Annotated in this window: 11 protein-coding genes; 6 read left to right on the forward strand and 5 right to left on the reverse strand. The window is 69.9% G+C overall.

The features are described 5' to 3' along the window. Positions 1-164 precede the first annotated feature (164 nt). The 3 genes from OG302_RS20675 to OG302_RS20685 all read left to right on the forward strand — a co-directional run bounded on the left by OG302_RS20675 (position 165) and on the right by OG302_RS20685 (position 3,463). Positions 165-1,358, forward strand: coding sequence for a VWA domain-containing protein (locus OG302_RS20675; RefSeq protein WP_371528134.1), 1,194 nt, complete (start codon positions 165-167; stop codon positions 1,356-1,358). 85 nt (positions 1,359-1,443) lie between these two features. Beyond that, a complete protein-coding gene (gene metG / locus OG302_RS20680) occupies positions 1,444-3,075 on the forward strand; it encodes a methionine--tRNA ligase (RefSeq protein ID WP_371528135.1) in 1,632 nt (543 codons plus the stop codon). Positions 3,076-3,277: 202 nt separating this feature from the next. Next, positions 3,278-3,463 carry a hypothetical protein gene (locus OG302_RS20685; protein WP_361829068.1) on the forward strand — a complete coding sequence of 62 codons (186 nt, stop codon included), beginning with the start codon at positions 3,278-3,280 and terminating at the stop codon, positions 3,461-3,463. 168 nt (positions 3,464-3,631) lie between these two features. Here OG302_RS20685 and OG302_RS20690 read toward each other — a convergent pair whose 3' ends face one another. After that, the gene (locus OG302_RS20690; protein WP_371528136.1) at positions 3,632-4,240 is read right to left on the reverse strand and encodes a TetR/AcrR family transcriptional regulator; all 609 of its coding nucleotides are present in this window, start codon (positions 4,238-4,240) and stop codon (positions 3,632-3,634) included. Positions 4,241-4,344: 104 nt separating this feature from the next. Here OG302_RS20690 and OG302_RS20695 point away from each other — a divergent pair, with 104 nt between their 5' ends. Next, entirely contained in the window at positions 4,345-5,223 is an 879-nt protein-coding gene (locus tag OG302_RS20695; RefSeq protein WP_371528137.1) for an NAD(P)-dependent oxidoreductase, read from the forward strand. 103 nt (positions 5,224-5,326) lie between these two features. On the opposite strand, the gene aspS is transcribed toward OG302_RS20695, so the two are convergent. Next, entirely contained in the window at positions 5,327-7,111 is a 1,785-nt protein-coding gene (aspS, locus tag OG302_RS20700) for an aspartate--tRNA ligase (RefSeq protein WP_371528138.1), read from the reverse strand. A 164-nt stretch (positions 7,112-7,275) separates the two neighbouring features. On the opposite strand from aspS, the gene OG302_RS20705 reads away from it, so the two are divergent. After that, the gene (locus tag OG302_RS20705; RefSeq protein WP_371528139.1) at positions 7,276-9,483 is read left to right on the forward strand and encodes a SpoIIE family protein phosphatase; all 2,208 of its coding nucleotides are present in this window, start codon (positions 7,276-7,278) and stop codon (positions 9,481-9,483) included. Here OG302_RS20705 and OG302_RS20710 read toward each other — a convergent pair. The 3 genes from OG302_RS20710 to OG302_RS20720 form a co-directional block, all read right to left on the reverse strand. Next, the gene (locus tag OG302_RS20710) at positions 9,411-10,502 is read right to left on the reverse strand and encodes an AI-2E family transporter (protein WP_371528140.1); all 1,092 of its coding nucleotides are present in this window, start codon (positions 10,500-10,502) and stop codon (positions 9,411-9,413) included. The genes OG302_RS20705 and OG302_RS20710 overlap by 73 nt on opposite strands. Positions 10,503-10,584: 82 nt before the next feature. Next, complete coding sequence (locus tag OG302_RS20715; protein ID WP_371528141.1) at positions 10,585-11,541, reverse strand: pirin family protein; 957 nt, start codon at positions 11,539-11,541, stop codon at positions 10,585-10,587. Positions 11,542-11,686: 145 nt separating this feature from the next. Continuing rightward, entirely contained in the window at positions 11,687-12,175 is a 489-nt protein-coding gene (locus tag OG302_RS20720; protein WP_361829056.1) for an SseB family protein, read from the reverse strand. 136 nt (positions 12,176-12,311) lie between these two features. On the opposite strand from OG302_RS20720, the gene OG302_RS20725 reads away from it, so the two are divergent. Next, complete coding sequence (locus OG302_RS20725) at positions 12,312-14,138, forward strand: acyl-CoA dehydrogenase (protein ID WP_371528142.1); 1,827 nt, start codon at positions 12,312-12,314, stop codon at positions 14,136-14,138. Positions 14,139-14,215 lie beyond the last annotated feature (77 nt).

Consider the following 14,215-nt stretch of genomic DNA (forward strand, 5'->3'; position numbering starts at 1 on the left):
CTGAGGCTGCGGGGGCTGCGGAGGCCTCTGAGGCGGCCACCTCTTCCTCTGCCGCTTCCGCCACCTCTGCGACCGTTCCGGCGCCCTCGTCCGAGCGGGTGCCTCCGGCTGACGAGCCGAAGGCGACGGTTCCCGGACCGTCGTCCGAGCCTTCGCCTTCGGCGGTGGACGATCTCGTCGCGGCGGCGTTCGACCGCGACCGCGTGACGGTGCCGGCACCTTCGCCGGAGCCGACGCCTGAGCCTCAGCCTTCGAAGGCTGAGGCTGCCCCCGAGGTCGAGGCGGAGGCCCCCGAGGCCCCCGAGGCGGTGGAGCCGGAGGCCCCCGAGGCCGTGGAGCCGGAGGTCGAGGCCGTCGCCCCGGAGCCCGAGGCGGCGGAGGCCCCCGAGGCCGTGGAGCCGGAGGTCGAGGCCGTCGCCCCGGAGCCCGAGGCGGCGGAGGCCCCCGAGACCGTGGAACCGGAGGTCGAGGCCGTCGCCCCGGAGCCCGAGGCGGAGCCCACGGCGGTTGTCGCGGACGCCGCTGACCCGGAACCGTCAGTTGTGCCCACCCGTCCCGCCCAGCGGGACGAATGCCCACAACAAGCGACCCCCACTGCCGCCGAGGCCGAGCCAGTGGACGAGCCCGCCGCCGCTGCGGCGGACGCCCCCGTGGCGGAGGAGGCGCCGGTCGCCCCCGCCACCCCCGCGAAGCCCGCTCTCAGTGCTGCGAAGTTGAAGAATCGGGCCCCTGGGCTCGTCAGTGCGTACAAGGCCGCCGGGCAGGCCCTGCAGAAGCGGGAGCTCACCGGGGTGCGCGCCCCCGTCTACCTCGTACTGGACCGCTCCGGGTCCATGCGCTCGTACTACAAGGACGGCTCCGCCCAGAGCCTGGGCGAGCAGGTGCTGGCCCTGGCCGCGCACACCGCCCCCGACCCCGAGGCCCCCACCGTCCACGTCGTCCTCTTCTCCACCGAGATCGACGGCACCGGCACCCTCACGCTCCCCGAGCACGAGGGCCGCGTCGACGAGCTGCACGCGGCGGCGGGCCGCATGGGCCGCACCAGCTACCACGCCGCGATCGAAGAGGTCGTGGCCCACTACGAGAAGTCGGAGCACAAGGGCGAGCCCGCCCTCGTCGTCTTCCAGACGGACGGCCCCCCGGACGCGAAGGGCCCCGCCAACCAGGCTCTCGCGGACGCGGCCAAGCACCCCCTCTTCTTCCAGTTCGTCGCGTTCGGCGAGCACGAGGCGAAGGGCTTCGACTACCTCCGCAAGCTGAAGGCGGAGAACGCCGCCTTCTTCCACGCGGGCCCCACCCCCCGCGAGCTCACGGACGCGGAGCTGTACGAGGGCCTGCTGGCGGCCTGGCGCCCGTAGTCAGGAGTGACAGGGGGTGGACCGCCGGGTCCACCCCCTGGAATCGAGGTGAATCGCCCGCTCCATGGCCGTTAGGATTTCGACCATGGCGGCCACTGGATCCGAGAAGCAGGGAGCGGGCGAGAACGCGAAGGCGTTCTACGTCTCGACCCCTATCTACTACGTAAACGACGCTCCTCACCTGGGCCACGCCTACACGACCGTTGCAGGGGACGTGCTCACGCGCTGGCACCGTCAGCGCGGCGAGAAGGTGTGGTACCTCACCGGCACGGACGAGCACGGTCAGAAGATCATGCGCACTGCCGAGGCGAACGACGTCACGCCCCAGGAGTGGTGCGACAAGCTCGTGGACGAGGCCTGGCGGCCTCTCTGGGAGCACCTGAACATCGCGAACGACGACTTCATCCGCACGACGGAGAAGCGTCACACGGACCGCGTGCAGGAGTTCGTCCAGGATCTCTTCGACAAGGGCGAGATCTACAAGGGCGGCTACGAAGGCCCGTACTGCGTGGGCTGTGAGGAGTACAAGCTCCCCGGCGACCTGATCGACGGCGAGGCCGGGAGCGAGTTCGAGGGGCAGAAGCTCTGCCCCATCCACAAGAAGCCGGTGGAGCTCCTCAAGGAGGAGAACTACTTCTTCAAGCTCAGCGAGTACGGCCCCAAGCTCCTCGCCCACTACGAGGCGAACCCCGACTTCATCCAGCCGGAGTCGGCGCGCAACGAGGTCGTGAACTTCGTCAAGCAGGGCCTGCAGGACCTGTCGATCTCGCGCTCGACGTTCGACTGGGGCGTCAAGGTCCCGTGGGACGACAAGCACGTCATCTACGTCTGGATCGACGCTCTCCTCAACTACGCCACGGCCGTCGGCTACGGCGCGGACGAGGAAAAGTTCAAGTCAACGTTCCCCGCCGACGTCCACCTCGTCGGCAAGGACATCCTCCGCTTCCACGCGGTGATCTGGCCCGCGATGCTGATGGCGCAGGGTCTGCCGCTGCCGGGCCGCGTCGCGGCCAACGGCTGGCTGATGGTCGGCGGCGAGAAGATGTCGAAGTCGAACCTGACGGGCATCAAGCCGCAGGACCTCACCTCGCACTTCGGCGTCGACGCGTACCGCTGGTACTTCCTGCGTGCCATCGCGTTCGGACAGGACGGCTCGTTCTCGTGGGAGGACTTCACCGCCCGCTACACGAGCGAGCTCGCGAACGACTACGGAAACCTCGCCTCGCGCGTGGCGGCCATGGTCGGCAAGTACTTCGGCGGCGCGCTTCCCGAGGCGACGGCGGTCGGTGCCGCGGAGCAGGCGGTCCAGGAAGGCCTGGCCAAGGCGGTCGCGACGGCCGACCTGAAGATCGGCGAGGAGCTGGACTTCCAGGGCGGCATCCTGGCGGTCTTCGCCTTCGTCAAGCAGGTCAACGGCTACATCACGGAGCAGGAGCCGTGGAAGGTGGCCAAGGACGAGTCGCCGGAGGGCCAGGCCCGCCTGGCGACGATCCTCTACACGGCCGCGGAGTCGCTGCGCGCCGTGGCCGTCCTGCTCAACTCGATCATGCCGGAGACCTCGCAGAAGCTGTGGGACTCGCTCGGCGCCGAGGCCTCGCTGGGCGCCCTCGCCGACCAGCAGGTCCAGTCCGCGGGCACGTGGGGCCAGCTCCCGGTGGGCGCGACGGTGACGAAGGGCGCGGTGCTGTTCCCGCGCCTGGAGGAGCCGAAGGCCTGAGCGCATGCAGGAAAGTCCCGGTGCCCACCCGTGATTACGGGTGGGCACCGGGACTTTCTCGCATCTCGGGCCACCGGATGCGCGCCGCCGGACCTCTGCTTCTTGCCCAACTTGGCTGATTCATGCGGGTCAAATAGCGATACCGATCACATTCGACCAGAACTCACGTCGTCTTCACATCTTCATACGTACGCTTCACTGTATGACCACGACTCCCGGCACCCCCGACCGGCCGCGCCCCGCGGCCGAGGTGAACGAGGAGATACGTGCGCTCTGGCTGCGCACCGGCGGATATCTTCGCCCCGAGCAACACCTTGAGTACGAAAAGCTGGTGGCGGAGTGGGCCGAGGCGACCGCCGATGCGGCGTCGCACTCACCGGCCGTGTGAGCGAACGGCGTGAGCCGGACGCGACGGGATTCAACAACCGAGCGGCTCGCATGAGCCACCCGCGACGCGATGCGACAACGGCGGCACAGCGGCACCTTTCGCCCTCCACGTGAACCGCCGCCCCGCGGGCCGGATCGCGCCTTGCGCCGACTGGTTCGGTCAGCAGCCTCAGCCGCCCGCTTCGACCTCGTACGACCCCACGAGCCGCGCCAACTGACGCCCCACGGCCCGTAGTGGCTCCTCGCTGCGGTTGACCTGGGCCGTGACCTCGGCTCCCTCGATGGCGCTGATCACGGTGGTCGCCAGCTCCCGCGCGTCCCGCGCGGCGAAGCCCGCGCCGAGCAGCTTCTCCTCGACCAGCCGCTCCCAGCTCGCCAGCGCCGCCGCGCACACCCGCTGGATCTCCGAGTCCGTGCCCAGCGTCTCCAGGGCCGCGGCGGTGACGGGGCAGCCGTCGACCCAGCCCGACTCCCGCAGCCCCACGGCGAGTTCCGCCACGCAGGCCTCGATCGCGGCGCCGGGGGCGTCGACCGTGGTCAGCGCGTCGCGCAGCAGCACGGCGAACTCCTCGCCGCTGTGCGTGATCGCGGCCACCGCGACGGCCTCCTTCCCGCCGGGGAAGAAGTGGTAGACGGAGCCGAGCGTGGCCTCCGCGTCCTTCGCGATCTGCTTGATGCCGGTGCCGACATAGCCCTGACGCTGCAGCAGCCGTGCGGCGGCGATGACGATGCGGTCGCGGGTGCCGGTCGTTGCGGCTGCGCTGCTGGTCCGAGACATGCGGCCACCTTACCTCCCATCTAATTAGAGCGTTCGTTCCAGAGGCGTGCTACGTTTCCCGCATGCTCTAGATAGAGCGCTCGTTCTAATCGTGGAGGTAAGACGTGAACGCCACTCCCGTCACTTTGATCGGACTCGGTCCCATGGGCCACGCGATGGCCACCGCCCTGCTCGACAAGGGCCATCAGGTCACCCTCTGGAACCGCACGGCGTCCCGCGCCGACGATCTGGTCGAGCGCGGCGCGACGCTCGCCGCGAGCCCCGAGGAGGCCGTCGCCGCCAACGAGTTGGTGATCCTCAGCCTCACGGACTACGACGCGATGTACTCCGTACTGGGGCCGGCGGCAGCCGCCCTCTCCGGCCGGGTGATCGTCAACCTCAGCTCGGACACCCCGAAGAAGGCCCGCGAGGCGGCGGAATGGGCAGCCGGGCACGGTGCCGCCCACCTCACGGGAGGCGTGCTCGTGCCGCCCTCCGGCATCGGAAAGCCCGGGTCGTCGACGTTCTACAGCGGGCCGCGCGAGGCGTACGCGAAGCACCGCGCGACCCTTGAGGTGCTGACGGGCGAGACGGACTACCGGGGCGAGGACCCGGGCCTCGCGGCGCTGATGTACCAGCTCAACATGGTCATCTTCTGGACCAGCGTCTCCAGCTACTGGTACGCGGTCGCGCTCGCCAAGGCCAACGGCCTGTCGGCCACGGACATCCTCCCGTACGCCTCGCTGAACATGACCGGGATGCCGGAGTTCCTGTCCTTCTACTCGTCCCGCATCGACGCGGGCAACCACGAGGGCGACGTGGACCGTCTGGCGATGGGCCTGGCCAGCATGCGGCACGTCGTGGACACCCACACCGACTCGGGGGTGGACGCCGCGCTGCCGACGGCGGTGGCGGACCTGTTCCGCCGCGGCATGGCCGCTGGCCACGCGGCGGACAGCTTCTCAAGCATCGTGGAACTGCTGGGGCAGGAGCAGCTTTCCTAGGCTTTCCCAGGGGCCGCCGCTACGTCCCGTCGTGCGTCACGTCCCCACAGGAAAGGGCCCGGAACCGAACGGTTCCGGGCCCTCGACTGGTCAGCTGCCAGGGTTACTTGTCCGCGTCGCCCTTGCCGGAGGCCACCGGCTTGCGCAGCTGGATGTTCAGCTCGCGCAGACGGGACTCCTCCAGCTCGGAGGGGGCGCCCATCATCAGGTCCTGCGCGTTGCCGTTCAGCGGGAACGCGATCGTCTCGCGGATGTTCGGCTCGTCCGCGAGGAGCATGACGATGCGGTCGACGCCGGGGGCGATGCCGCCGTGCGGCGGGGCGCCGAGGCGGAAGGCGCGGAGCATGCCCGCGAACTCCTGCTCGACGGTCTCGCGCGCGTAGCCCGCGATCTCGAAGGCCTTGAGCATGACCTCGGGCTCGTGGTTACGGATGGCGCCGGAGGAGAGCTCGATGCCGTTGCAGACGATGTCGTACTGCCAGGCGAGGATGTCGAGGGGGTCCTTCTCCTCCAGGTCCTTCATGCCGCCCTGGGGCATCGAGAAGGGGTTGTGGGAGAAGTCGATCTTGCCGGTGTCCTCGTCCTTCTCGTACATCGGGAAGTCGACGATCCAGCAGAAGCGGAAGACGCCCTCTTCGAAGTGGCCCGCGCGCTTGGCGGCCTCGACGCGGACGGCCGACATGATCTTCGAGACCTCCTCGAACTCGCCCGCGCCGAAGAAGACCGCGTGGCCCGCTTCGAGGCCGAGGCGCTTCGTGAGCTCCTCTACGTTCGCCTCCGTCAGGAACTTCGCGATCGGGCCCGTCAGCGAACCGTCCTCGGCGACGCGCACCCAGGCCAGGCCCTTCGCGCCCTGCTCGACCGCGTAGTCACCGAGGCCGTCGAAGAACTTGCGGGACTGCGAGGCCGTGTCCGGGACCGGGAGGGCGCGGACGTGCTTGCCGGCGAACGCCTTGAACTCGGAGTCGGCGAAGATGTCCGTGATGTCGGTCAGTTCGAGCTTCGCGCGCAGGTCGGGCTTGTCGTTGCCGTACTTCAGCATCGACTCGCGGAACGGGATGCGCGGGAAGGGCGAGGTGACCTCGCGGCCGTTCCCGAACTCCGTGAAGATCTCCGTCATGAGCTTCTCGATGGGCTGGAAGACGTCTTCCTGCTCCACGAAGCTCATCTCGACGTCGAGCTGGTAGAACTCGCCCGGCGAGCGGTCGGCGCGCGCGTCCTCGTCGCGGAAGCACGGCGCGATCTGGAAGTAGCGGTCGAAGCCCGAGATCATGAGCAGCTGCTTGAACTGCTGCGGGGCCTGGGGCAGGGCGTAGAACTTGCCCGGGTTCAGGCGGGACGGGACGACGAAGTCGCGGGCGCCCTCGGGGGACGTCGCGGCGAGGATCGGCGTCGCCATCTCGTTGAAGCCGAGGGCGACCATCTTCGAGCGGATCGAGGCGATGACCGAGGACCGCAGCATGATGTTGCGGTGCATGCGCTCGCGGCGCAGGTCCAGGAAGCGGTACTCCAGGCGTCGCTCTTCGTTCACGCCGTCGTCCGCGTTGACCGTGAAGGGCAGCGGGGCGGCGGTGCCGAGCACCTCGACCTCGGCGGCCTCCATCTCGACCTCACCGGTGGGCAGCTCGGGGTTCACGTTCTCCGCGCCGCGCGAGACGACCTTGCCGTCGACCCGGACGACCGTCTCCTTGGAGAGCTTGTCCAGGACCTCGGCGGCCTTGGTGCCGGGGCGGGCCACCAGCTGCGTGATGCCGTAGTGGTCGCGCAGATCGATGAAGAGGATGCCACCCAGGTCTCGGCGATTGTGCAGCCAGCCGCTCAGCCGGACGTCGGAGCCGACGTCAGAGGCGCGGAGCTCGCCGCAGGTGTGGGACCTGTACCGATGCATCTTCGTTCATCCAGTCTTCGCGAATAGGGGAGAGAGCAGACAGTCCCCAAGGCTACCGTCCGGGCGGAGATCGCTTTCCGTATTACTTCGCGGATCACTCCCGGAGCGCTCCTCACCGCCCCCGGCGGTGGCGGTGTGTCCGCGGATCTTCCTAAAGTGGGTCAATGCGCACCGACGATCCCTTGCAGCAGGCGGGGGACGAACCCCTGCCTCCCGTACGGGACGTCCTCGCCGCCATCGCCACCGGCCTGTGGCGCTGGAACAACGCGGCCGGCACCGTCACGCTCGACGCCGAGGCGGCCCGGCTCCTCGGGCTTCCCCCGCACGCCCAGGTCCTGACCGAGGCGGGCGTGCGCTCCCGCTTCCACCCCGTCGACTGGAACGAGATCGACGGCATCGTCCAGCTCGCCGTCGCCGAGGGCACCCTCGCCGAGGCCCGCCTGCGGATCATGGACGACCAGGGGCGGGTCCTGCGCATCGTGCGCAGCCGCTCCAAGCCGATCGTCGACGAGGCCAGGCAGTCGTACGAGCTCATCGGCACCCTCCAGGAGGTCAGCGAGCCCCCGCCGGGCGCCGCGGCCCGCACCCCGGTCACCGGTGACTGGCGGCGCTCCCGCGAGGCGTTCCTGCTGGACGCGGGGCGCGCGCTCGCCGAGGCACGGTCGACCGCGGAGGTGCTGCGGGTCGCCAGCGGGCTCTCCATGCCGGGGTTCTCGCCGGACGGGCTCGGGGTCTTCGGGGTCGAGGGCGACCGGCTGAAGATCATCGGGCATTACGGCCACCAGCCCGGCGACGACCTGCCCTTCTCGGCGATGCCGCTGGACACGGACTACCCGGCCGCTGAGGTGGTCCGCACGGGCCGCGCGGTCTATCTCTCGTCGCCGGAGGAGTATCACCGCCGCTACCCCGCCACATGGCCGCTGGCCAGGCCCTTCGACCGGCAGTCGTGGGCGTTCCTGCCGCTGACGGTCGCGGGCCGCACGATGGGCGCCTGGCTGGCCGCCTTCGCCTACCCCGTCTCGTTCACGCCGGACGAGCGCTCCGTCCTGACGACGGTGGCCCGGATGCTGGCCCAGGCCCTGTCGCGGGCCGGGGTCGCCGAGTCGGAACGGGAGCTCACGGAAGGGCTGCAGCGCTCGATGCTGCCGCTGCTCGGGCCGCGCATCCCGGGGATGACCGTGGCCGCGCGGTATGTGCCCACCGGCGGCGGGCTCCAGGTGGGCGGCGACTGGTACGACATGATTCCGCTGCCCAACGGCCGCATCGCCTTCGTCATCGGTGACGTCCAGGGCCACGATGTGCGGGCCGCGGGCCTGATGGGGCAGCTGCGGATCGCCCTGCGCGCGTACGCGTCCGAGGGGCACCGCCCGGACGCCGTGCTCTCCCGGGCGACGCGCTTCCTGTCAGGGATCACGGACGGCATCGCGATCGGCTCGGACGGCGACGCGGGGGGCGACCCCGCCGACCCGCGCTTCGCGACCTGCCTCTACGTGGAGGCCGACCCGGCCACCGGCGTCCTGGAGATCGCCCGCGCGGGCCATCCGGAGCCGGCGATACGGATGAGTGACGGAACGGTCCTGCTGCGCCCCACGGCGGGCGGCCTGCCGCTCGGCATCGACCCGGACGCGGACTACCCCACGACGCGCCTCGTCCTGGAGGCCGGCGAGACGATGCTGGTCTGCACCGACGGCCTCATCGAGACCGGCGGCCACGACCTGGACAGCGGCTGGAAGCGGATCCGCAAGATTCTTGAGGAGGACGGGGGTGATGGCGACGACGGCCTCGAAGAACTCGCCGACACCCTCGTACAGGCCGTGCACGGGCCCTCCTCGCACCAGAACACCGGGCCCCTGGTGGACCGCCGCGAGGACGACATCGCGGTCCTGCTGCTCCGCAGGGCTGGCCACCCCGCGCATCGCACCCCCGCCCGCCGCACCGTCCTGACGGTCGCGCAGGCCGAGCCCGAGCGCATCGCGGGGGCGCGGCGCCATGTGCGGGAGCTGCTGCACGACTGGGCGGTGGAGGACCAGGTCGACTCGGCGGTCCTGATGGTCTCCGAGATGATCACGAACGTACTGGTACACACGGACGGCGACGCGCTGCTTGTCGCCGAGGTCATCGGGGAGCCGGGATCGCGGCGGCTGCGGGCCGAGGTCTCGGACGGCAGCGACGACCTGCCGCACAAGCGCCACCCCGGTGAACTGGCCTCGTCCGGGCGGGGGTTGGTCCTGATGGAGCTGCTCGCCGACGAGTGGGGCGTGGACCCCAGGGGCGAGGGCAAGAGCATCTGGTTCGAGCTCTACGAGGGTGCCGTGGAGCCCTCCGACGGGCCCGCCGAGGCATCGGACCCGGCTGAGGACCCTGCCGGGTAGCGCCCCCGCAGCTCCGAGATCACCCCGAAAGCGGCGGCCGTCACCGGCACCGCGAGCAGCATCCCGAGGATCCCGGCCACGGACGCCCCGGCGGTGATCGCCAGCATGACGACCGCCGGGTGCATCTGCACCGTGCGGCTCTGGATCACCGGCTGGAGCACGTGCCCCTCCAGGACCTGTACGGCCAGCACGACCCCGAGCGCCCACAGCGCGATGACGAAGCCCCGGTCGGCCAGCGCCACGAGCACGGCGACGGCCCCGGAGATGAAGGCACCCAGATAGGGGATGTAGGCGCCGATGAACACGAGCGCGCCGAGCCCCCACGCCCCCGGCACCCGCAGGATCAGGAGCCCGGCGGTGATGCAGATGGCGTCGATCAGCGCGATGAACGTGGTCCCGCGCATGAAGCCCTCGACGGCCTCGAAGGCCCGGCGGCCCATCGCCTCGACGGTGTCGGCGGTGCCGCGCGGGGCGAGCGAGCGCATGGACCCGAGCGCCCGGTCGGAGTCACGCAGGAAGAAGAAGACGAGCAGCAGCGCGAGGACGCCCATGGCGATCATCTCGCCGACGACGCTGAGCCCGCTGATCACCCCGGAAGCGGCGGAACCGCCGAACTTGCCCAGCAGGTCCTTGGCGTTGGACGCCATGTCGTCCAGGGAGGTCCCCGCCGCACCGAAGTGCTCGGAGAGGTCGGCGGCGGCCTGCTTCAGGGAGGCGACGATCTGGTCGCCGGTGTCGATCAGGGCCTTGACCACGATGTACATGGCGCCGCCGACGACCGCGACGACGGCCGCGCAGGTGAGCCCGGCCGCCAGCGACCGCTGCACCTTCATCTTGAGGAGCCAGCGGTAGACGGGCCCCAGGAGCGCCGTGCCGAGGAGGGCGAGCAGCACCGGGGTGACGGCCGTCTTGAAGGTGACGAAGAGCCAGATCGCCACGGCGGCCACGCCGGCGACGAGCAGGAGGAAGACGCACCAGGCAGCGGTACGGCGTGCGGGCTCGGGCAGAAGGGTGCTCACCCTCCTACCCGAGCACGGGCCGTGCGGCCCCGCACGTCGTGTGCGCCGAACAGCCGTGCCTACATTCCGTGCACGGCCGTGCCTACATGCCGTGCACGGCGGGGACCGTGCCGAGCAGGCCCTTCTGGAAGTCCTCGAACGCCTGCTGGAGCTCGGCCTGACTGTTCATCACGAACGGCCCGTAGTGCGCCATCGGCTCGCGGATCGGCTGCCCGCCGAGCAGCACGACCTCCAGGTCGGGGGTGTGCCCGTCCTGCTTCTCGTCCGCGCGGACGGTCAGCGAGGAGCCCGCGCCGAAGACCGCCGTCTGGCCCATGTGGACCGGGCGGCGCTCGGCACCGACCGTGCCGCGCCCGGCGAGGACGTACGCGAGGCCGTTGAAGTCCTCGCGCCAGGGCAGCGTGACCTCGGCGCCGGGGCGCACCGTCGCGTGGATCATCGTGATCGGCGTGTGCGTGACGCCGGGGCCCTGGTGCCCGTCGAGCTCACCCGCGATGACGCGCAGGAGCGCGCCGCCGTCGGGGGAGGTCAGCAGCTGGACCTGGCCGCCGCGGATGTCCTGGTAGCGCGGGTCCATCATCTTGTCCCGCGCCGGGAGGTTCACCCAGAGCTGGAGGCCGTGGAAGAGGCCGCCGGACTGGACGAGGGACTCCGGCGGGGCCTCGATGTGCAGGAGGCCGGACCCGGCGGTCATCCACTGGGTGTCGCCGTTCTGGATGGTGCCGCCGCCCCCGTTCGAGTCCTGGTGCACGAAGGTGCCGTCGATCAGGTACGTGACCGTCTCGAAGCCGCGGTGCGGGTGCCAGGGCGTGCCCTTGGGCTCCCCGGCGCCGTACTCCACCTCACCCATCTGGTCCATCATGATGAACGGGTCGAGGTACTTGTAGTTGATCCCCGCGAACGCCCGGCGCACCGGGAAGCCCTCGCCCTCGAAACCGCTGGGCGCGGTTGTCACGGCGAGCACGGGGCGGGCCACGGCGTCGCCGGACGCGGCCACACGGGGCAGGGTCAGCGGGTTCTCGACGGTCACAGCGGGCATGTCGTGCCTCCTTCTTCGTACGTCCACTTTAGTTGAACGTAGAACTTCTTGCCACCGGGAACGCGAGACGCCCGGAGGGAATTCCCTCCGGGCGTCTCGGTGGCTTGTTCTCGGCGGCGGCCAGCCGTCTGCGCAGCAATGGCGTCTAGCCATACATCCGGCGCATCGCGAAGTCGACCATCTGCTCGACGGCCTTGGCGTCGAAGACCATGCGGTGCTCACCCTCCATGTCGAGGACGAAGCCGTACCCGGTGGGGAGGAGGTCGATGACCTCGGCGCCCGTGATCACGAAGTACTTGGACTCCTTGCCCGCGTACCGGCGCAGCTCCTTGAGGGAGGTGAACATCGGGATCACCGGCTGCTGGGTGTTGTGCAGGGCGAGGAAGCCGGGGTTGTCGCCGCGCGGGCAGTAGACCTTCGAGGTGGCGAAGACCTGCTGGAAGTCCTCGGCGGACATCGAACCCGTGGTGAAGGCGCGCACCGCGTCCGCGAGGGACGGGGGCGACGGCTCGGGATAGAGCGGCGGCTGCTGCGCGTACCCGCCCGCGCCGCCGGACATCTGCTGCGGCGGCGGCTGGGCCCCGGGCGGGGCGTACTGCTGCTGGGCGCCTGGGCTCTGGTCGTAGCCGTACATGCCCGCAAGAGTACTGAGCCCGCACGAGTAGTGAGTCACAGATGACCTATTAGGGGTTGCTTCTTATTACTGGCGGGTAGCATCATCGTAGCTACTTGCTGGTACTTACTCCCTTTCTGCTTACGGAGCCGTCGCCATGGGGCACTACAAGTCGAATCTCCGCGACATCGAGTTCAACCTCTTCGAGGTACTCGGCCGCGACAAGCTGTACGGCACCGGCCCGTTCGCGGAGATGGACGTCGACACCGCCAAGAGCATCCTCGACGAACTGCGCCGCCTCGCCGAGAACGAGCTGGCCGAGTCCTTCGAGGACGCCGACCGCAACCCGCCGGTCTTCGACCCGGCCACCAACACCGCGCCCGTGCCGGCGTCCTTCAAGAAGAGCTACCAGGCCTTCATGGACTCCGAGTACTGGCGCCTGGGCCTGCCCGAGGGCATCGGCGGCACCACCGCTCCCCGCTCCCTGATCTGGGGTTACGCGGAGCTGCTGCTCGGCGCCAACCCGGCCGTGTGGATGTACTCCTCCGGTCCGGCGTTCGCGGGCATCCTGCACGACGAGGGCAACGAGGCGCAGAAGAAGATCGCCGCGATCGCCGTCGAGAAGCAGTGGGGCTCGACGATGGTCCTGACCGAGCCGGACGCCGGTTCGGACGTCGGCGCGGGCCGCACGAAGGCCATCAAGCAGGAGGACGGCTCCTGGCACATCGAGGGCGTGAAGCGCTTCATCACGTCCGGTGAGCACGACATGTCGGAGAACATCCTCCACTACGTCCTCGCCCGCCCCGAGGGCCACGGCCCCGGCACGAAGGGCCTCTCGCTCTTCCTCGTCCCGAAGTACGAGTTCGACTGGGAGACCGGCGAGCTGGGCGAGCGCAACGGCGTCTACGCCACGAACGTCGAGCACAAGATGGGCCTCAAGGCCTCCAACACGTGCGAGATGACGTTCGGCGACCAGCACCCCGCCAAGGGCTGGCTGATCGGCGACAAGCACGACGGCATCCGCCAGATGTTCATGATCATCGAGTTCGCCCGCATGATGGTCGGCACGAAGGCCATCGCGACGCTCTCGACGGGCTACCTGAACGCCCTGGAGTACGCCAAGGAGCGCGTGCAGGGCCCGGACCTGGCCCAGTTCATGGACAAGACGGCCCCCAAGGTCACCATCACGCACCACCCGGACGTGCGCCGCTCGCTGATGACGCAGAAGGCGTACGCGGAGGGCATGCGCGCCCTCGTGCTGCACACCGCGGCCGTCCAGGACGACATCCAGATCAAGGAGGCGGCGGGTGAGGACGCGTCGGCGCTGATCGCGCTCAACGACCTCCTCCTGCCGATCGTCAAGGGCTACGGCTCGGAGAAGTCGTACGAGCAGCTGGCGCAGTCGCTCCAGACGTTCGGCGGCTCGGGGTACCTCCAGGAGTACCCGATCGAGCAGTACATCCGGGACGCCAAGATCGACACCCTCTACGAGGGCACGACGGCCATCCAGGGCCAGGACTACTTCTTCCGGAAGATCGTCCGCAACCAGGGTGCCGCGCTGAACGGCCTCGCCGAGGAGATCAAGAAGTTCCTCGCGGTCGGCACGGGCGGCGAGGACCTGGCCGGGGCCCGCGAGGAGCTGGCCAAGGCCGCGGTCGACCTGGAGGCCATCGTCGGCGCCATGCTGACGGACCTCGCGGCCACCGAGCAGGACGTCAAGTCCATCTACAAGGTCGGTCTCAACACGACCCGCCTCCTGATGGTCTCCGGCGACGTCGTCGTCGGTTACCTCCTGCTGCGGGGCGCGGCCGTCGCCGCCGAGAAGCTGGAGACGGCCTCCGCGAAGGACAAGGCCTTCTACGCGGGCAAGATCGCCGCGGCCAAGTTCTTCGCCGCGAACGTCCTGCCGTCCGTCGCCACCGAGCGGAAGCTCGCCGAGGGCGTGGAGCTGGACCTGATGAACCTGGACGAGGCGGCGTTCTAGCCTCCACCCGACACTCCAGGGTGGCCCGCTTCCGGTTACGGGGGCGGGCCACGGTCGTTTCCGGGCGGCCGGCGGAC

Origin of the sequence: Streptomyces sp. NBC_01283 (assembly GCF_041435335.1) — a bacterium.
Classification (GTDB): domain Bacteria; phylum Actinomycetota; class Actinomycetes; order Streptomycetales; family Streptomycetaceae; genus Streptomyces.